The organism is Falsiroseomonas sp. (assembly GCF_051859025.1).
Taxonomy (GTDB): Bacteria; Pseudomonadota; Alphaproteobacteria; order Acetobacterales; family Acetobacteraceae; genus Falsiroseomonas.
The window spans coordinates 313,733-333,789 of sequence record NZ_JBHYGL010000023.1 but is presented as its reverse complement, the minus strand read 5'-3'; the positions used below and the strand labels follow the sequence as shown (position 1 = coordinate 333,789).

At 71.5% G+C, this 20,057-nt stretch carries 9 protein-coding genes; 6 read left to right on the top strand and 3 right to left on the bottom strand.

Going from position 1 to position 20,057, the window contains the following annotated elements; all coding sequences use genetic code 11:
* Positions 1–3 precede the first annotated feature (3 nt).
* The 3 genes from ACTIE5_RS19655 to ACTIE5_RS19645 are packed head-to-tail and all read right to left on the bottom strand — an operon-like array spanning position 4 to position 3,359.
* Complete coding sequence (locus ACTIE5_RS19655; protein ID WP_439551412.1) at positions 4–1,323, bottom strand: MBOAT family O-acyltransferase; 1,320 nt, start codon at positions 1,321–1,323, stop codon at positions 4–6.
* 46 nt (positions 1,324–1,369) lie between these two features.
* Positions 1,370–2,992: a radical SAM protein gene (locus ACTIE5_RS19650; protein WP_439551411.1), complete on the bottom strand. Its 1,623-nt coding sequence runs from the start codon at positions 2,990–2,992 to the stop codon at positions 1,370–1,372.
* Entirely contained in the window at positions 2,985–3,359 is a 375-nt protein-coding gene (locus ACTIE5_RS19645; RefSeq protein WP_439551410.1) for a MaoC/PaaZ C-terminal domain-containing protein, read from the bottom strand. Before ACTIE5_RS19645 ends, ACTIE5_RS19650 begins: the two co-directional genes overlap by 8 nt.
* Before the next feature lie 216 nt (positions 3,360–3,575).
* Here ACTIE5_RS19645 and ACTIE5_RS19640 point away from each other — a divergent pair, with 216 nt between their 5' ends.
* From ACTIE5_RS19640 to ACTIE5_RS19615, 6 genes are read left to right on the top strand one after another with little or no spacing between them, the layout of a single operon-like run.
* Positions 3,576–5,426: an HAD-IIIC family phosphatase gene (locus ACTIE5_RS19640; RefSeq protein ID WP_439551409.1), complete on the top strand. Its 1,851-nt coding sequence runs from the start codon at positions 3,576–3,578 to the stop codon at positions 5,424–5,426.
* Complete coding sequence (locus ACTIE5_RS19635) at positions 5,419–5,664, top strand: acyl carrier protein (RefSeq protein WP_439551408.1); 246 nt, start codon at positions 5,419–5,421, stop codon at positions 5,662–5,664. The genes ACTIE5_RS19640 and ACTIE5_RS19635 overlap by 8 nt, the downstream gene beginning before the upstream one ends.
* Positions 5,661–6,809: a hypothetical protein gene (locus ACTIE5_RS19630; RefSeq protein WP_439551407.1), complete on the top strand. Its 1,149-nt coding sequence runs from the start codon at positions 5,661–5,663 to the stop codon at positions 6,807–6,809. Before ACTIE5_RS19635 ends, ACTIE5_RS19630 begins: the two co-directional genes overlap by 4 nt.
* A gap of 19 nt (positions 6,810–6,828) precedes the next feature.
* Entirely contained in the window at positions 6,829–17,379 is a 10,551-nt protein-coding gene (locus ACTIE5_RS19625; protein WP_439551406.1) for an amino acid adenylation domain-containing protein, read from the top strand.
* Positions 17,376–18,827: a cytochrome P450 gene (locus ACTIE5_RS19620; RefSeq protein ID WP_439551405.1), complete on the top strand. Its 1,452-nt coding sequence runs from the start codon at positions 17,376–17,378 to the stop codon at positions 18,825–18,827. The genes ACTIE5_RS19625 and ACTIE5_RS19620 overlap by 4 nt, the downstream gene beginning before the upstream one ends.
* Positions 18,827–20,053 (top strand): cytochrome P450, encoded by a 1,227-nt coding sequence (locus ACTIE5_RS19615; protein WP_439551404.1) that lies wholly within the window; start codon positions 18,827–18,829, stop codon positions 20,051–20,053. Before ACTIE5_RS19620 ends, ACTIE5_RS19615 begins: the two co-directional genes overlap by 1 nt.
* The last annotated feature ends 4 nt before the right edge of the window (positions 20,054–20,057 follow it).

The window sequence follows — 20,057 nt, the reverse complement described above, 5'->3', positions numbered from 1 at the left end:
CCCTCAGAAGAATTGGTACAGCAGGGGCGGCGGCTGCAGCCCCAGCCACAGCGCGCCGATCAGCGCCGCCAGGTGCAACGCCACCACCCAGCCCTGCCGGGCCGCCAGCACGGGCGCGGCACGATCCGCCAGCCGCGCCCCCGCCGGCAGCAACAGGGCCAGGACCGCGCAGACGATCAGCGCGGCGAGCGGAAGCGTGGCGAACAGCCCCGGCGTGACGGCCTGGCCCGGCAGCCACAGGAAGGCCAGCGCCATCACGAAGGTGCCGACCGCGCCGACCGATGACGCCAGCGCATAGTCGCGCCGCCGCTTCAGCGCCGCATACCCCGCCTTGCCCAGCCGCCGCGCCAGCAGCGTCTGCGCCACCTTGTTCGCTCCGGCCGCGGCCCCCAGCAGCAATCCGTACAGCGCGAAGCGCAGCCCGATGCCGTGCCACAGCCCCATCAGCAGGAAGGTGCCGCCATAGGCCAGCGCCCCCAGCCAATGCGCCTGCTTAGTCGCGCCGGTCACGCCCAGCAGCCATTTCAGCAGCGGGTTGAAGACGTACAGGCGAAACCAGTCGGACAGGCTGATGTGCCAGCGCGACCACACCGCCAGCATGGTCTCCGCGGACCAGGGACGATCGAAATTCTCGGGCAGGCGCACGCCCATCAGGCCGGCGAGAGAGACCGCCAGGCGCGAATACCCCGCGAAGCTCAACCAGAGCCACAGCGCGAAGCCGAGCGCCGCCCCGGCGAAGACCGGCGCACCCCCGTCAAGCCGCATCATCGCCTCGTGGAAGACCCACCAGGGCGCGGCCGCCAGCACCACCAGACCGAACAGCCCGCCGGCCACGCCCGCGCCGTGCCGCATCCAATCCTCGCGCGAAGGCCAGGCCGCCGGCGCCGCCAGGTCCTCCAGGAAATCCTGCGCGCGGCCGATGGGGCCCGCGAGCAGGCTCGGCGGGAACAGCAGCCACGCCATCAACGAGGGTAGCGGCGCCTCCGCCGGCCCCTCCCCCTCCGCGCCATCCACCAGAAGCTGGATCAGCCGGAACATGACGTAGGACAGCCCGATGCTGCCGCCGAGCCCGATGGGCGGCAGCACGCCCATCGCGGGCAGCACCTCCCTCACCAGCAGGAAGAAACCGACCAGCGCGGCAATCGCCGGCGCCAGCAGCAGCGGCCGCGTCGCCACCCGCTTCGCCATGGCGCATCCCACCAGCGCCATCACCGGGACCGGCAGCATCGCCAAAGGCGTCGGCGCCAGCCAGGCCACCATCGCCAGCCCACCCGCGACGAAGGCGAGGGCCCGGGCGCGGAAGGCCAGCACCATCGCCGCCATGACCAGCAGGAAGCCCGGCGAGATCAGGTCCCAGGCAGGCGGCAGGTCACTCGGCAGCTTGCGGGAACTCCGTCGCTTCCGGCAGCAGGGACAGGTTGCCCGCGGCCAATTGCCGCTTCATCAGCGCGTTGATCTCCGCCTGCCATTGCCGGATCTGCGCGAAATCGTAGCCCTGATCGTACAGGTAGGCCATGTACCAAAGCGAGGTATCGGGATCGATGTGGGTGCTCTCGATCGCCTGGAACATCTCCAGCTTGATGCGCGATGCCTGCTCATGGCTCATCGTCGCGTGGGACCATTTGTTGCCCATGCCGGTCAGGCCGTATTCCGCGCGCTTCTCATGCACCAGCGTGTGGGGCATGTAGTAGAATTCCTTCAGGGAATAGAACCGCACGCCGTTGTCGCGGATGAAGTCGATATTCTCCTGGATGGTGCCGTCATCCTCCCCCGGGAAGCCCAGCACGAAGGCGGCGAGGTAGTCGATGTCGTGCTTGTTCAGCAGCTGCACGCCCTCGGCGAACTGTCGCGACGTCGCGCGCTTGTTCATGTTCCGCAGCACCTTGTCGCTGGCGGATTCGATGCCGAGGTAGACGCCCTTGCAGCCGCTGTCCTTCATCATCCGGACGGTCTCGTCATCCACGTACTGGACGCGGAGGAAGGAGAACCATTCGAAATTGTACTCCGCGAAGATCTTGATCAGCTCGCGGAAGCGGTGCGGCGGGACGTTGAAGGTATCGTCGATGAAGATCACGCGGTCGATGCCGCCGATGCGCGTCAGGCTATCCAGATGCGCGCGCACATGCTCCGCCTCCACCGTCTGCCAGGGCCCCGCGGTGGTGGGGTAGGAACAGAAGGCACAGGCGAAGGGACAGCCGGAGGCCGTGCGGATCTGGATGGTTCGGTTCAGGAACGGCAGGTGGTGCTGGTCCCAGGTCGGCGGGCAATCCTTCAGGGACAGCAGCGGCTCGTTCCAGACCTTCGGCCCCAGTTCGAAACTGCCGCCATCCAGCCGCCCGTCGATGCGCGCCAGGTTCCGCACCGCATCCATCGCCGCCTGGCCGCGCCGCGCCGCCAGCAGGTCCCGCAGGTCGGTCTCGGAATTGAAGGCGTGCAGCACGTAGCGGATGCCGTAGCGCCGCATCCGCTGCGCGAAGGCGGCTGGGTCACCGTTGATCGTCTCCGCATTCGCGAAGGCGCCGCCCAGCACGATGTCCATATCCGGGTCCAGCGCGCGCAGCCGCTTCGCCACCCCACCCACTTCCTTCCAGGAGAGGTAGAAGGTGGAGGAGATGCCCACCAGCGGCGGCCGCTTGCTGTTGCGGTACGCCTCCTCGAACCAGTCCCATTCGCTGTCGAGGTTGTTGATGACCCGCACGCGATAGCCGAACTGGGCGAGGTAGTTGATGAGGTGGACGCCCGCCATGGAGGGCAGGTTCCAGATGTTCAGCATCTCCCGCCGCTGCTGCCAGTCGCCCTGCTCGAAGTAGCGGCCATGCACACGGCGATTGATGTAGTCGAGGTGGGATCGGAAGCGCCCCTCATGCAGCACCATCCGTGGATAGACCAGGTGCTTGTAGAGGTCGCTGCGGTCCAGCGGCAGGTTGCCGAAGCCCTCGTAGTCCACGACATTGGACTGCGTGACCAGGATGAGGTCGAGCTGGTCATCCATGCGCGCCGGCCTCCGCGGTGAAGCCCACCGTCGCCTTGCCGCGCGCGACCACGGTGCCGGCCTCGTCCTTCGCCTCGATCCGCAGCACCAGGGACCGCACGGCCTCCGACACCTGGTCCACCGTTCCGGCGACCGTCACCCGCGTACCCACGATCACCGGCGCGACGAAGGACATGTTGACCCCCAGCAGCAGCGCGTTGCGCCCGGGCAGCACCATGCCCACCAGGCGGGAGACGTAGCCGACCAGCAGCGCCCCATGCGCCACGCGGCCCGTGAACCCACGGGATGTTGCGAAGCCGGCATCAACATGCAAGGGGCTGCGATCACCCGTGACGGCTGCGAAGGCGTCGACGGCGTCCAAATCCATGAGACACGTGATCTCAGCCCGGTATCCCGGGACGATGTCCTGGAACTGCAGAGCTGACGCTTCGACGGTCACGCAATTCCAGTCCCCAGCCCAATTTCCTTGTGCCACGTTACGATCCCGCCGATCAAGCGTGACGCTTTGCAAGCGAGTCCGGCGCGGATATCCTGCAGCGAAACGTCGTGGCGGGATGGTCGGGTCAGGATGCCCTTGGATACGATGGACCGCACCCGGGTGAAGGACGGCATCGCCCGCGCCCGGACGGCCGTCGCCGAGGGCGACGGGCCGGCGGCCCTCGCCATCCTGCGCGCGACGATCGGCGCGGACACCGATTTCCTCGACCAGCTTCGCGCGGCCCGGCTCCTCGGCGGTGTCGATGGCGCAGCCCTGGGCCTCCGGCCGCTCCGTCTTGCCATCGCCGGGGCCAGCACGCTGGATCACCTGGTCCCGCCGCTCCAGCTCTGGCTGACCCTCGCCGGCTTCGCGCCCACCATCCACCTGGCGCCCTTCGATACCACCACCGCCTCCGTCATCGATCCCGGCAGCGAATTGCACGCCTTCCGCCCCGATCTCGTCTGGCTCTTCACCACGCATCGCGACCATGACCTGTCATTGCGCCCCGGCGCCGCGCCGGACGCGGTTCGCGCCGCCGTCGCCCGTGCCGTCGCCGCGCGCGTCGCGCTGTGGGATGCGCTGCGGGCCCAAGGCTGCCTGGTGATGGAGAACAACGCGCCGCTGCCGGAGGATGATCCCGCCGGCAACCTGGCCGGCGCCGCCGCCTGGGGCGCGCGCACCGCGCTCCGCCTGCTGAATGCGGAACTCGCCTTGGCCGCGCCCTCCGGCGTCGTGCTGTTCGACCTGGACCAGGTCGCCGCACGGCATGGCCGCCACGCCTGGCACGATGCGCGCTACTGGCACCATTCGAAGCACGCGGTGGCGCCGGGTGCTTCCGGTGTGCTCGCCCATGCCGCGTCACGCCTCATCGCCGGCGCGCGGGGCCTGGCCCGCAAATGCCTGGTGCTCGACCTCGACAACACGCTCTGGGGCGGCGTCATCGGCGATGACGGGCTGGCCGGCATCGCGCTTGGCAGCAACGCGGCGGGGGAAGCCTTCGTGGCCTTCCAGGCGCATGTGAAGGCGCTGAAGGACCGCGGCATCATTCTCGCCGCCTGTTCGAAGAACGAACCGGACGCTGCCTCCCTCCCCTTCCGCGAACACCCCGACACGGTGCTGCGGCTGGAGGATTTCGCCGTCTTCCGCGCGGGCTGGGGCAACAAGGCGGATGCGGTTCGCGACATCGCCGCCACGCTCGGCATCGGGCTCGATTCGCTCGTCTTCGTCGATGACAACCCGATGGAGCGCGACATCGTCCGCCGCCACCTGCCGGAGGTCGCGGTGCCGGAGATGCCGGACGACCCCGCCCACTACATAGCCGCCCTCGAAGCCGGCGCCTGGTTCGAGGCGATCGCCTTCAACGCGGAAGACGCCACCCGCACGCGCCTCTATGCGGAGAATGCGCAACGCGCGGAACACCGCGCCGCCTTCGTGGACATGGATGGCTACCTGGCGAGCCTGGAGATGGTGGCGACCACCGGCGGCGCAGATGCGTTCCACCTGCCGCGCATCGCGCAACTCATCGGCAAGAGCAACCAGTTCCACCTGACCGGCACCCGACCGACGGAGGCCGAGATTGACGCCCTGGCGCGCGACCCCGCCTGGACGGTGCTGCATATCCGCCTGCGCGATCGCTTCGGTGACAACGGCTTGATCGCCGCCCTCCTCCTCCGCCAGCAGGGCCAGGACCTGGCGATCCACACCTGGGTGATGAGCTGCCGCGTCCTGGCCCGCGGCGTGGAGGAATTCACCGCCAACCTCATCCTTCGCGATTCGCAAAGGCGCGGCGCCACGCGCATCCTCGGCCGCTTCGTGCCCTCCGCGAAGAACCAGCTCGTCGCCGGTCTCTATCCCCGGCTCGGCTTCACCCCGGCCGGAGAGGAAGCAGGCGCGCGCCTGTTCACCGCGCCGGCGGATCGCCACCCCTGGCCCACCATGGTGCACCACGATGCCTGACCGCCCGGCCATCCTCGAACGCCTCACCACCGTGTTCCGCGAGGTGTTCGAGGATGATGCCCTCACCATACAGGACACCACCACGGCGGACGACATCGATGAGTGGGACAGCCTCCAGCACATCGTGCTGGTGCTGGCGGTGGAGCGGGAGTTCAAGGTCCGCCTCAACCCCGCCGAGGTCGGCAAGCTCGAGAATGTCGGCGCCATGGCCGATCTCCTGGCTGCCCGCGCCGCATGATGCGCCTCCTCAGCCCGAACGAGACGAAGTTCTGGCTGCTGGACCAGGTGGCGCCGACCAACAGCGTCGTCGTGCTGCAACGCGCCACCGGCGGCTTCCCCACCCAGGCACCGCCGAGCTTCGACATTCCCGTCGCCCGCATCGGCCGCCGCGGCAGGCCTCGCTGGTCGGTCGCGACCACGCCGGGCTTGATCCGCCGCGCGACACTCGCTGCCGAGGCCGATTGGGTCGGCATCGCCGAACAGCTGCTGGATGCGCGGATCGGCACCGACGACAACCCGCCCTGGGAGGCAGTGGTTGCAGACCATCCGGGCGGCCAGACCCTGCTGATCGCCGTCAGCCACGCGCTGACGGATTACCGCACCGCGCTGGCGCTCGGCCACGCCTTCGCGGAGGCGACGCCGGTCGGCGATCTGGCGCCGGCCTGCGAGGAATTGCTGCCGGACAACGTCTTCGGTGACGAGGACGCCAGCGACCTGATCGAGGGCTGGTGGTCGGACCGCGCCGGCGCGCGCTGGGAAGCCCTCGGCCCCTCGCGCCTCACCGCCATCCTGCCGCCGGCATCCCGCACCCGCCTCACGCTGCATCGCTATGACGCAAGCGAGACCGCGCGTATCCTTGAACGGTGCGACGCTGAGGGCGCCAGCCTCAACAGCGCGCTCGCCATCGCGCTGCGCGATGCGGCCGGCACGGATGCCTGCGCCTTCTCTGTCGATCTCAGCCGCTTCATCCGCCCAGCCTTGCCGCCCGGCCCCGGCATGGCCATCAGCCATGTCTATGCCGACCTCGCGCCGGGCGATTTCTGGGAAGCCGCGCGCGACAATCGCGCTGTGGTCTTCGAACGGATCGAGGCCGGCGAGGCCGGCGACAGCCTGCTGATCCTGCCGCGCCTGCTGCAACGCCCTGGCACGCCACCGGCATGGCGCCGATCCGGCCTCACCATCACCGGCGCCCCCACTTGGCGCGCGGCGGGGGAGGATGGCTACGATCTGCAACTCGTGCTGAGTGCCGCGCGCGCCGGCGGGGGCGTGGTGATCCCGACCCTGTGGCGCGGGCAGTTGCAGCTGCTCGGCTGCTCCCCGGAAGACGATATCGCCATGCCGCTCGCGGCCCTCGCGGCCGCGCTGCTGCGCGCCTGCGACTGAACGGAACGGAGCGCGCCCGATGCTCGACCGCCCTTCCATGACTCCGATGCAGCAGGCCGTCGTCGCGCTTGCCCGCCTGCGGGCCCGCAACGCCGAACTGGAACGCGCGAACACCGCGCCCATCGCCATCGTCGGCATGGGTTGCCGCTATCCCGCGGGGTCGGACAGCCCGGACGCGATGTGGCAGGCATTGCTGGAAGGCCGGGACGGCAGCCGCGAAGTGCCACGGGACCGCTGGGACATCGACGCGCTCTACGATCCCGAACCCGGCCGCGCTGGGCGCATGTATGTGCGGAAAAGTTGCTTCCTCGACCGCGTCGACGGGTTCGAACCGCTGTTCTTCCGCATCTCGCCGCGGGAGGCGATCGGCATCGACCCGCAGCAGCGCCTGCTGCTGGAAGTAACCTGGGAAGCGCTGGAGGATGCGGGCATCGCGCCGCCATCGCTCGTCGGCAGCCGCACCGGCGTCTATGTCGGCATCAGCACCAACGATTATTCCGCGCTGCTGTCGCGCACCGCGCATGGCTCCGGCAGCAACGCGGCGGCGGGCGCGGGCAATGCGGCCTCCGTCGCCTCCGGCCGCATCAGCTACAGCTTCGGCTTCCAGGGCCCCTGCATGGCGGTGGATACCGCCTGCTCCTCCTCCCTCGTCGCCACGCATCTGGCGGTGCAGGCGCTGCGCGCGCGGGAGTGCGGGCTCGCCATCGTCGCCGGCGTGAATCTCATGCTCACGCCCGACATCACGATCAATTTCTGCCTCGGCCGCATGCTGTCCCCGGACGGCGCCTGCAAGACCTTCGATGCGGGCGCCGATGGCTATGTGCGCGGAGAGGGCTGCGGCGCGCTGGTGCTCAAGCGCCTGTCGGATGCGGTGGCGGATGGCGATCGCGTGCTCGCCGTCATCCGCGGCAGCGCCGTCAACCAGGATGGCCGCAGCGCCGGGCTGACGGCACCGAACGGCCCCGCGCAGGAAGCCGTCATCCGCGCCGCGCTCGCCAATGCCGGCCTGACGCCCGACGACATCGACGCGATCGAGGCGCATGGCACCGGCACCGCGCTCGGCGATCCCATCGAGATGCATGCGCTGCGCGCCGTCTTCGGGATGCGCGCGGATCGCCCGCTGCATGTCGCCTCGGTCAAGACGAATATCGGCCATTGCGAGGCGGCGGCCGGCACGGCGGGGCTCATCAAGGCGGCGCTGATGCTGCGCCACCAGGCCATCCCACCCAGCCTGCATTTCACCAGGCTCAACCCGCATATCGATCTCGCCGGCGCCGATATCCGCATCCCGACAACGCCCGTGCATGGCGGCGTGCGGCGCGTCGGCGTCAGCAGCTTCGGCTTTTCCGGCACCAATGTGCACATCGTGCTGGAAGCGCCGCCCGCGCCGGCACCGGTCGAAGCCGAGCCCGCCGAAGCGCCGGTGCTGTTCCTCTCCGCCCGGACGGAGCCCGCGCTCCGCGCCCTCATCGCCCGCTACCGCGACCACCTCTCCACCACCACGGACCGCTTCGCCGATATCTGCCACACCGCCCGGATTGGCCGCGCGCGGCTGCCCTGGTGGGTCGCGGTGCGCGCACCGGGGGAACTGGCCGCCGCCATCCCCTCCAACGCGCCGCCGCCCAGCCTGCCGCCGACCCAGGGCCGCCGCGTCGCCATCCCGACCACACCCTTCCAGCGCGAACGCTTCTGGATCGACGCCCCCGCCGAAGCCGCCCCGGCCGTGGCGGTGGATGACGATGGCGCGCACCCGCTGCTCGGCCGCCCCATCCCCCTGCCGCTGTCGTCCGAACGCCGCTGGTCCGCCATCCTCGACCTTCGTCGCCCCGCCACCGCCTTCCTCGCGCAGCACCTGGTCGAGGGCCAGCCCATCCTGCCCGCCAGCGCCTATGTCGAGATGGCGCTCGCCGCCTTCCCCGGCCAGGCGATCGAGGCGCTGGACATCACCACGCCGCTCCGCCTGTCCGAAAGCGCGCCCACGCATCTGCACACCATCGCGACCGACGGCACCTTCCGCATCCTGAGCCACCGGCCGGAAGATCCCGCCGCCGCCCCCGTCATCCACGCATCCGGCCGCCTGGCGCCCCGCGCCGCGCCACCCGCGCCGCCCATCGCGACGGCGGATACGCCGCTCGACGCAGACGCGCTCTACGCTGCCCTGGCCGAGCGCGGCATCCAGCACGGCCCGGCCTTCCGCCTGCTCGGCGCCATCCGGCGCGGGCCCGGCATCGCCACCGCCACCCTCGCCGCCGGCCCGGCCGATGCGCGCTTCCTGCTGCACCCCGCGCAGCTCGACGCCGCCTTCCAACTCGTCGCCGCCGCCGTCGCGGCGGAGGCGGGCGCCACGCTGGTCCCGGGTGGCATCGGCCATGTCGCGCTGCATCGCCGCCCCGGCGCCTCGCCCCGCGTCGTCGTCACCGCGCAGGCGGAAGGCGATGGCATCACCGCCGACCTGCTGCTGATCGACGACCAGGGCGTGGCGCTGGAGGTCCGTGGCCTCCGCTTCCTGCCGCGGCCCGGCAGCCAGGCCTTTTGGCAGGAAGCCCGCCAACCCGCGCCGCTGGTGGATGGCCTGGCCCCGCCCGCCTTCCTGCCTGGCGCCGCGCGCCTCGGCGCCGCGCTCGCGCCCGAGGCCCGGCGCCTCGCCACCCTGCACGACATGGATGCCTATGCCCGCCAGGGAGAGGCACTGGAATCCGTCGCCACCGCCTATGCCGTGCAGGCGCTGCGCCGGCTCGGCCTGCCCTTCAAGCCCGGCACCCAACTGACCTTCTTCGCCCTCGCGGAAGCACTCGGCATCGCGGAACGCCATCACCGCCTGTTCCACCGGCTGCTGTCGATGCTGGCGGAGGACGGCGTGCTGAAGCGGGATCGCCGCCGCTGGACCGTACTCCGCAGCCCGCCCGATGATCCCCCTGCCATCGATGCCGTCCTCGCCGCCGCCCCCGCCATGCAGGGGGAGGTCGCGGTGCTGCGCCGCTGCGGCGAAGCCCTCGCCGATGTCCTCACGGGCCGCACCGAACCCCTCGGGCTGCTCTTCCCCGCCAATGAGGCCGGGGCCGGCGCCTTCTACGAAACCTCCGCCTATGCCCACACCGTCAACGGCCTGCTGCGCGCCGCCGCCGCGCGACTGGCCGCCGCGACGCCGAAGGGCCGCCGCCTTCGCATCGTGGAGGTCGGCGCCGGTACCGGCGGCGCCACCGGCGCGCTGCTGGATGCGCTGCCCGAAGCGGCGCGCCACTATCGCTTCACCGATGTCTCGCCGGCCTTCCTGACCGCGGCGCAGCGGAAATTCGCGGGCGCCGGGCTGGTGCCGGCGCTGCTCGACATCGAACGCGATCCCGCCGCGCAGGGCTTTGCGCCGGGCTGCGCGGATGTGGTCCTGGCCGCCAATGTGCTGCACGCCACTGCCGATCTCGGTGCCACGCTGAAGCACATCAGCGGCCTGCTCGCGCCCGGTGGCGTGCTGCTGCTGGTGGAGAGCACGGCGCGGCGCCGCTGGATCGACATCGTCTTCGGCCTGACGGAGGGCTGGTGGCGCTTCACCGATACCAGCCGCCGCCCGGACCATCCGCTCCTCAGCCTCGATTCCTGGCGCTCCCTGCTTGCGGAATCAGGCTTCGAGGTCCCGCCGGATGCGACCGGCGAAGTGATCCTCGCCCGCCGCCTGCCCGAACGCCCCACCCCCGGTGCAACCTGGCATGTCGCGGGGGAGGCCGGCCGCGCAGCCGCGCTGCTGGCCGGGGCAGGCGCGCGGCTGGCCAGCGCCAGCCAGGCCGATGGCCTCCTCCATATCCTGCCGCCCGCCGCCGCGACGGCGCCCGGGCAGGAGGCGCTGCTGGCCGATCTGGTCGCGATGGCGCGGGAGGCCATGGCCCGGCCCGTGCCGCCGCGCCTGGTCATCGTCGCCGATGGCAGCCTCGGCCATGCCGGCCTGCCCGGCTTCGTCCGCTCCCTCGCGCTGGAAGCCCCCGCCCTCGCCCCGCGCCTGATCGTCGCGCCGCCGAGCGCGGAGGCGCTGGTGGATGAAGTCCTGGCCGGCGATGGCGAAGCGGAGATCGGCTGGGATGCGGAGGGCTGCCGCACCGTGCCGCGCCTGCGCCCTGCCCCCGCGCCACGTGCGCCCGCCCGCGTCTCCGGCACCTGGCTCATCACCGGCGGCAGCGGCGGCCTGGCGCGGGAGATCGCGACCTGGCTCGCTGCCCATGGCGCCACGGAAATACTGCTGCTCAGCCGCCGCGCCGCCACCCCGCCCGCCCTGGCGGTCCCGGTGCGGCACATCGCCGCCGATGTGGCCGATACCGCCGCCATCACGCGGCTGCTGGCGGAAACGCCCGGTCTGCAGGGCGTGGTCCATGCCGCCGGGTTGCTGGCGGATGCGCCCATCGCCGCGCAGGACGAAGCCACCATCGCCCCGGTGCTGCGCGCCAAGATCGCCGGCGCGCTGGCGCTGGATGCCGCCATACGCGCCCTGCCGGAAACCGCGCGGCCGCGGCACCTCGTGTTCTGCGCCTCCGCCGCCGGCGTCATCGGCTCCGCCCGCCAGGTGAACCACGCCTTCGCCAGCGCCTTCCTCGATGGCCTCGCCAGCCTGCGCCGGACCGGGGGGCTTCCCGTCATCAGCCTGGATTGGGGCGTCTGGCGCGGGACCGGTTCCGCCGCGGCCCTCGGCTTCGATCGCCAGGCGGAGGGCCTGGGCCTCGGCTCCATCGCGCCGGAGGAAGGGCAGCGCCTGTTCGGCGCGGCGCTGGGCGCCGATGCCGCGCGGCTGATCCTGCTGCCCTCGGTCGATTGGCGCCGCTTCGCCACGCTGTTCGGCGCGATGCCGCCCCGCCTGTTCCAGGATGTCGCCACGGCCCCCGCGCCGCGCGCGGCGCCGGCGCCCCTGGCGAAGCCCACGCCGCAACCCGCCGCCGCCGCGCCATCGATGCCACGCGCCGATGTCGCGCGTATCGTGGCGGAGGTGCTGGGCCTCGCCGGGCCTGCCGATCCCGAGACACCGCTGCACGACCTCGGCCTCGACAGCCTCATGGCCGTGGAGATCAGGAACCGCCTGGCCGCCGAGGCCGGCATCGATGTCTCCGTCCGCGCCTTGATCGAGGGCGCCACCATCGCCTCCCTCGCGCCGGCTGGCGCGGCACCGGCGGTGCCTCCGCGCGGCGACGTTGCCCGCATCGTGGCGGAGGTGCTGGGCCTCGCCACGGCGCCCGCCGCCAACACGCCGCTGCATGACCTCGGCCTCGACAGCCTCATGGCCGTCGAGATCAGGAACCGCCTGGCCGCCGAGGCCGGCATCGATGTTGCCGTCCGCACGCTGATCGAGGGCGCCACCATCGCCTCCCTCACCCCGGCAGGCGCGGCACCGGCGGCGGCCCCGCGCGGCGACGTCGCGCGAATCGTGGCGGAGGTGCTGGGCCTCGCCACGACGCCGGATGCCGACACGCCGCTGCACGATCTCGGCCTCGACAGCTTGATGGCCGTGGAGATCAGGAACCGCCTGCAGGCCGAGGCCGGCATCGATGTCGCGGTGCGGACGCTGATCGAGGGCGCCTCCATCGCCAGCCTCCTGGGCACCGCGCCCGCGCCGGCAACAGCGCCCATCACGGCGGCGCCCCGCCACATCCAGCCCGACCTCGCGAAGCGGCACGAGCCCTTCCCGCTGACGGACATGCAGCAGGCCTATTGGCTCGGCCGCCGCGGGGATCTGGCACTCGGCGCCACCGCCTGCACGCTCTACACCGAATTCGACAGCACGGTGATCGACCTGGCGCGCGCCGAGGCCGCACTGAACACGCTGATCCGCCGCCACGACATGCTGCGCGCCATCATCCTGCGGGACGGCACGCAGCGCATTCTGCCCAGCGTGCCCCACTACGCCATCGATATCCTCGCCATCGAGGGCGATCCGGCCGCGACCCTCGCCGCGCGGCGGGAGAGCTTGGCCGCCCGCGTGGCAGAGACCGACCAGTGGCCGCTCTTCGACATCCGCGCCACGCGCTTCGACGCCACCACGCGGCTGCATCTGTCCTTCGACCTCATCGCCCTCGATGCGGCCTCCATCCATGCGCTGCGGCAGGAATGGGGCGTGCTGTACGAGGATCCGGCGGCCAGCCTGCCGCCCATCGGCATCGGCTTCCGCGACCATGTGCTGGCGGAAATCGCCTTCCGCGACAGCGACGCCTATCGCCGCGACCTGGCCTACTGGAACGCGCGCCGCCTGCCGCCTGGGCCTGACCTGCCGCTGCTGGGCGACATGGCCGACGGCACGCGCCGCCCCTTCCGCCGCCACCGCGCCATCCTGCCCCCTGCCCAGGCGGAAGCCCTGAGGCGGGAGGCCCGCGCGCATGGGCTGACGCTGCCGACGCTGCTTGCCGCCGCCTATGCCGAAACACTGGCCGCATGGGCGCGTCAGGACCGCTTCTGCCTGACCGTCACCGCCTTCAACCGCCCGCCGCGCCATCCGGACATGCCGCGCGTGCTGGGCGACTTCACCTCCACCATCCTGCTGGAGGTCGATGCCCGCCCCGCCGGCTTCGCCGCCCGCGCCGAGGCCCTGGCCCGCCGCCTGGCGGAGGACATGGACCACGCCACCGTCAGCGGGATCGAGGTCCTGCGCCAGGCCGCGCGCCAATCCGGGGAGGCCGCCGCCTACAGCCCCTATGTCTTCACCAGCGCGCTCGGCTTCCGCCGCGCCGGCGACGCGCCCGCCACCGACGCGACGGGCTTCGACCGCCTGGGCCGCACGGTGTTCAACGTCTCCTCCACCCCCCAGGTCATCATCGACCACCAGGTGTCGGAGGAGGACGGCCAGCTTCTCTGTTCCTGGGACGTGGTCGAATCGCTGTTCCCGCCCGACACCGTCCCCGCCATGGTCGCCGCCTGGCGCGGGCTGCTGGATGAACTCGCCACCGGCCGAGGCTGGAACCGCAGCGTCGCCGCCATGCTGCCACCGCTGTCCCGCGCGGCCCTGCTGCCCGCCACCGCGCCCGAACTCCTGCAGGCCGGCTTCGAACGCCAGGCCGCCGCCACGCCAGGCGCCACCGCCCTCATCACGCCGGACATCGCGCTGGACTACGCGACGCTGGATGCCGCCGCCGCGCACCTCGCGGCCGTGCTTGTGCAGCGGCTGCAGGGCCATACGCGCGACCGCCTGGTCGCCATCGGCTATCCCAAGGGCTGGCGCCAGATCGTCGCCGTGCTGGCCACGCTGAAGGCTGGCGCCGCCTACCTCCCCGTCGATCCCGCCTTGCCCGCCGACCGCCGCGCCCTGCTGGTGCAGCGCGGGGAGGCGCTGCTGGTGGAGGATGACGCGCTGGCCGATGCCGCGCTCGCCACCGCCCGCGCCGCCACCCCCCTGCCCGCTTTGCCGCCGGTCGAGGACCCGACCCGCCTCGCCTATGTCATCTACACCTCCGGCTCCACCGGAGAGCCCAAGGGCGTGATGATCGAACACGCCGCCGCCATCGCCACGGTGGCGGAGGTGAACCGCCGCTGGGCGATCGGGCCGGAGGACCGTGCGCTCGGCCTGTCGCAGCTGGGCTTCGACCTCTCGGTCTGGGACATCTTCGGCCTGTTCGCCGCCGGCGGCGCGCTGGTGCTGCCGGCGCCGGAGGCCAGCCGCGATCCCTCCCATTGGGGCGACCTCTGCGCCCGCCATGCCGTCACGGTGTGGAACAGCGTGCCGGCGCTGGTGGCGATGCAGGTCGAATACGGCCTGCCGCCCGACCACCGCCTGCGCCTGGTGATGATGTCCGGCGACTGGGTGCCGCTCGACCTGATCCCGAAGCTCCGCGCCCAGGCCCCCGCCGCGCGGCTGGTGGCGCTGGGCGGCGCGACGGAAGCCGCCATCTGGTCCAATGCGCAGGAGATCGATGCCCTCGATCCTGCCTGGCCCAGCATCCCCTACGGCCTGCCCCTTGCCGGCCAGATGCTCCATGTCGTGAACGCGCGCGGGGAGCCCTGCCCGGACTGGACGATCGGGGAGATCGAGATCTCCGGCGCCGGCCTGGCCCGCGGCTATTGGCGCGACCCCGTGCTGACCGCCGAACGCTTCATCCGCAACCCGCTGACCGGGGAACGGCGCTACCGCACCGGCGACCTCGGCCGCTTCCGCCGGCATGGCGAAGGCACCGGCCCAACCCCCATCGAATTCCTCGGCCGCGAGGATTTCCAGGTGAAGGTGCAGGGCTACCGCATCGAGCTGGGCGAGATCGAGGCCGCGCTCGCCAGCCACCCCGCGGTGGCCCAGGCGGTCGTCACCGCCCCCTCCGTGGGCGGCGGCCGGGATCGCGTCCTGCACGGCTTCTACGTGCCGAAGCCGGACGGAGCGCCGGACGATTTCGGCGCCACGCTGCGCGCCCATCTGCGCCAGCGCCTGCCTGCCTACATGGTGCCCGCCAGCCTGACGCCGATCGACCGTGTCCCGCTGTCCTCCAACGGCAAGGTGGACCGCAAGGCGCTGGTCCCGGCGCTGGTGGATGGCGCCGCTGGACAGGGTGCGGGCCTGGCGCGGGACGTGGCGGCGGAAGTCGCTGCTGTGCTGGGCGTGGCGGTGCCGGAGCCGGACCGGTCGCTGTTCGAACTCGGCGCCACCTCGCTCTCGCTCGTCTCCATCCAGCGCCGCCTGGCGGAGCGCTTCGGCCGCGCCATCCCGCTGCAGGCCATCTTCGCCCGCCCCACCATCAACGCCCTGGCCGGGGAACTGCAATCCGGCCGCGCCGCCACCAGCACCCTCGTCACCTTCGGCGCCGCGCGGGATGACCAGCGCCCGCGGCTGGTGCTGATGCCGGGCATCCTGTCGCTTCCCTTCTACCTCCGGGACCTCGCCGCCGCGGTCAGCCGCTTCGCCATCGTCTCCCTCCAGCTGCCCGGCATGGCGGAAGGGGAGACGCCGCTCGACAGCGTGGAGGCGCAGGCCGACCACGTCGTCGCGAGGCTGCGCCAGGAACAGCGGCACGGCCCCTACCTCCTCGCCGGCCATTCCTTCGGCGGCCTCATCGCCATCGAGGTCGCGCGTCGCCTGCGCGCGATGGGGGAGGATGTGCCCCTGCTGCTGCTGGGCGACACGCTGCGCACAACCGCGCATTTCGATGCGGTGCAGTCCGACGAGATCGCCTACACCGCCATGACTCGCGCTTTGGAGGCACTGTATGGCGCGGCAGTGCCGGTGGACGGCGCGGATGCGGAAACCCGCTTCCGCCGCACCGCGGTGGCGATGCAGGAAGCCGGGCGCTTCGGCCCGCTGACCCTGCCGCTGGACCGCATGGTGGCGATGTTCAAGGCGAATTTCCGCGCCCTCGGCGCCTATCGCCCCGAACCGATCGAGGGCGATGTCGCCCTGATCCGCAGCGAGGAGGGTTTCCCGGCCGAACTCGCCGGCCTCGACAGCGCCGCCGCGGCACAGGACCCCTTCCTCGGCTGGGGCGATGTCGTGCAGGGGCGCATCACGCTGCGCCGCCTGCCCGGCGACCACCTGGCCATGCTCTCGGCGGAGAACCTGCCGCTGATGGCCGCGCTGATGACCGAACTGGCGGAAGCCGCCATCGCCATCGACCCCGCGCTGCTGAAGGCCGGCACGGAGGCCGCGAGGCGCCACGGGCAGCCCGTCTCGGACGCGGCATTCGCCGTCACCGCCGATACCTTCCGCGACCAGGCCGCCGCCGCCGCCGCCGCCGCGATCCGCCGCATCACGGGCGGCACGGCGCCGCTGGACGCCCCGACGCTGATCGCGCGCCATGGGATCATCCCGCGCTACCGCTTCTGGCTGGACCGGATGCTGCCGGAGGTCGCGCGCATCGGCGCCGATGCCGTGCCGCCCTCCACCCACGCCATCCTCGGCGTAGATCGCCTGCGCTTCGGGCCGGAGGCACGGGATTTCCTGGACCGCGTCATCGCGGGCCTGCCCGGCCTGCTGACCGGCAGCGAGCACGCCGCCTCCATCTACCTCGCCGAGGAAACGCCCGACATCTACGGGAAACTTTTCGCCGAACCCAACGCCGCCATCGCCGCGATCCTGGCGCGCCTGGCCGGGCAGCGCCCGATCGAGGTGCTGGAACTCGGCGGTGGCCTCGGCACGACGCTGGCGGCGATCGAGCCGCATCTGCCGACGGGCCGCATCCGCTACCGCTTCACCGACCTCAACGCCCATCTGCTGCGCCGCGCGGCACGCCGCTTCACGGGGCGGGACTGGCTGGAATTCGGCGAGCTGGACATGGACCAGCCACCCACCGATGCGCGCCGCTTCGACGTGGTGCTCGCTTCCTCCGCACTGCACGCCGCGCCCGACATCGCCCGCGCGCTGCGCCATGCCCGCGCCTGGCTGAAGCCAGACGGTCTGCTGCTGCTGCTGGAGGAAACGCGCTTCTTCCCCTGGTTCGACCTCGGCATGGGCCTCCAGGCCGGCTTCGATGACCGCACCGACCTGGCCCTGCGGCCGCTGCACCCACTGCTGTCGCGCGACCAGTGGCAGGACGCGCTGGCGGGGGCCGGGTTCCGCGCCAGCGACGTCATCGCGGCGGAGGGCACCGTCGCGTCCCGCCTCGGCTTCGACGTGATCCTGGCCGCGCCATGACCGGCTGCCCGATCCATTTCGACCTGCTGGACCCCGCCATTCAGGCGGACCCGCACCCCGCCTATGCGCGCCTGCGCCAGCATTCGCCCGTGCATCGCCTCGACCGCCCGCCGATGTGGCTGGTGACGCGCCATGACGACGTGGAGGCGGTGCTGCGGGATGCCACGACCTTCGCCTCCGACCTCGGCATGGACGTGCCGATCATGTCCATGGTGATGAAGGACGCGCCGGACCACACGCGGCTGCGCGGCACGGTCAACAAGGCCTTCACGCCGCGCGCCATCCAGCACTTGGCACCGCGCATCGCCGCCATCGCGGAGCAGCTGGCCGATGCGCTGCCCAATCGCGGCGATGTGGTGGAGGGATTCGCCAACCCGCTCTCCGTCACCGTGATCTGCGAGATGCTTGGTGTCCCGCTCGACCAGCAGGACGCCCAAAGGGACGCGATGAATCGTTATGCCCGCGACGCGCTGCTGGCCGGCTTCGCCGCCACCGGCATGGGCCCGCCCGAATTGCTGGCGGAAGCGCGCATCGGCCTCGATGCCCTGATGCGCATCCTCGACACCGCCATCGAGGATCACCTGGCGAATCCCCGCGACGACATCCTCGGCACGCTGGTGCAGGAGGAACAGCGCGGCACGCTGACGCGCGACGAACTCCGCAACCTCTGCGCCCTGCTGCTGATCGGCGGGCATGAGACGACGGCGAACATGATCGCCAGCGGCCTGCACTGGCTGGCCACGAACCCAGCTTTGTTCCGCCGCCTGCAGGAACAGCCCGACCTGATCCCCCGCTTCGTCGAGGAACTCGCGCGGCTGCGCCCGCCCCTGCAACGCATCGCGCGGCGCGTCACGCGCGACGTGGTGCTGGGCGGCACGGCGCTGCCGGCGGGGGCCATGCTGATGCTGTTTCCGGGCGCCGCGAACCGGGACGAGGCGCGCTGGACCGATCCCGATACGCTCGACCTGGCGCGCGACAATCGCGGCCATCTCGGCTTCGGCACCGGCATCCACACCTGTCCCGGTGGCCCCCTCGCGCGCCTCGAAGCCCGCATTGCGTTCGAGGTTCTGCTGGCGCGCCTCGATGCCATCGCGCTTGACCCCGCCCGCCGCGCGCAGCCCATCATCGGCTATGCCGCGGGTAATCTCGGTTGGAACACACTCCCGCTGCTGCTGCGGAAAAGAATGAGGCCTGTCATGGTGGAGGATATCTTCGCGGCGCTGCGCGCACTGGTGGCGGGGACGCTGGAGATCGACGAAGCCGACATCGATGCCGCGACCTGCGCCAAGACCACGCCCGAATGGGATTCACTCGGCCACATGCGCATCCTCTCCGCGGTGGAGAAGACCTTCGGCGTGAAGCTCCCGCGCCTGGCCGCCTATCGCGTCAAGGATGTCGGCGAACTCGCCGCGCTGATCGAGGCGACGCTGCCGAAGGGCGCCGCCTGATGTCCGGCCTGCGACGGACGGTGTTCCGCCCGCTCGATCCCGATTTCGTCGAGGATCCCTACCCCACCTATGACCGCCTGCGCCGCGAACACCCGATCGGCTGGGCCACCACACCCGCGCAGGGCTATGCCGGCTTCTGGTTCGTCAGCCGCTATGCCGACGTCAATGCCGGGCTGAAGGATGACCGCTTCGGGCGGGAGGTCGCGAAGGTCCTGCCGCCGGAGGCCTTCACTCCCATCCCCGAACCGCACCGCCCGCTCTACGCCATGATCGCGCAGTGGATGCTCTTCAAGGACCCGCCCGAACACGCGCGCCTCCGCCGCATCGCCGCCCCCGTCTTCGCGCTGCGCCAGGTCAACGCCATGCGCCCGCGGATCGAGGTGCTGATCGACGCGGCCTTCGAGGTCGTTCCGGAATACGGCCCCTTCGACATCATCTCCGACCTCTCCTCCCCCCTGTCGATCGACATCGTCTCCGACCTCATGGGCGTGCCGGAGGAAGACCATCCGCTGGTGCGCGGCTGGGTCAGGGAGATCACGCTCTCCCTCGACCTGGTCCGCACCCCCGAACGCATCGCCGCCGGCAGCCGGCGCGCCGCGGAACTCGTCGCCTATTTCGGCACGCTGGTCCGCGAACGGCGCGCGAAGCCGAAGGATGATTTCCTCGGCCTGCTCATCGCCGCGCATGATTCCGGCAGCTTCCTGACGGAGCAGGAGTTGCTCGCCTCCTGCGTGCTGTTCCTGTTTGCGGGGCATGAGGCGTCGTCGCTCCTCATCGGCAACGGCCTGCATGCGCTGGCGCGGAACCCCGGCGAATATGCGCGGCTCCGTGCCGGCGAGACGCAGGGCCGCCTCGTCGTCAGTGAGCTGCTGCGCTACGACAGCCCGCAGCAGATCGCGTTCCGCCATGCGCTGGAGGATGTGGAGTTCCTCGGCGCCTCGATCCGCAAGGGCCAGACCATCGGCTTCGGCCTCGGCTCCGCGAACCGGGACCCCGATGTCTTCGCGGATGCCGATCGCCTCGACCTCTCCCGCCAGGAAACCCGCCACCTCGCCTTCGGCGCCGGCATCCACACCTGCGCGGGGTCGAGCCTGGCAAACCTGGAGGCCGAGCTGGTCTTCGACCGCATCGCGAAGCGCCTGCCAAGCATCGCGATCATCGCGGCGCAGCGGCAGGAAAGCATCCTGGTCCGCGGCCTCACGCGCCTCATCATCGATTGCGGCTGAGGCG

Excerpts from the sequence above, each read along its gene's own strand:
- ACTIE5_RS19655 (WP_439551412.1), bottom strand. The coding sequence starts at position 1,323 with ATGGCGGCGATGGTGCTGGCCTTCCGCGCCCGGGCCCTCGCCTTCGTC.
- ACTIE5_RS19620 (WP_439551405.1), top strand. The coding sequence starts at position 17,376 with ATGACCGGCTGCCCGATCCATTTCGACCTGCTGGACCCCGCCATTCAG.
- ACTIE5_RS19635 (WP_439551408.1), top strand. The coding sequence starts at position 5,419 with ATGCCTGACCGCCCGGCCATCCTCGAACGCCTCACCACCGTGTTCCGC.
- ACTIE5_RS19615 (WP_439551404.1), top strand. The coding sequence starts at position 18,827 with ATGTCCGGCCTGCGACGGACGGTGTTCCGCCCGCTCGATCCCGATTTC.
- ACTIE5_RS19640 (WP_439551409.1), top strand. The coding sequence starts at position 3,576 with ATGGACCGCACCCGGGTGAAGGACGGCATCGCCCGCGCCCGGACGGCC.
- ACTIE5_RS19650 (WP_439551411.1), bottom strand. The coding sequence starts at position 2,992 with ATGGATGACCAGCTCGACCTCATCCTGGTCACGCAGTCCAATGTCGTG.
- ACTIE5_RS19630 (WP_439551407.1), top strand. The coding sequence starts at position 5,661 with ATGATGCGCCTCCTCAGCCCGAACGAGACGAAGTTCTGGCTGCTGGAC.
- ACTIE5_RS19645 (WP_439551410.1), bottom strand. The coding sequence starts at position 3,359 with ATGGATTTGGACGCCGTCGACGCCTTCGCAGCCGTCACGGGTGATCGC.
- ACTIE5_RS19625 (WP_439551406.1), top strand. The coding sequence starts at position 6,829 with ATGCTCGACCGCCCTTCCATGACTCCGATGCAGCAGGCCGTCGTCGCG.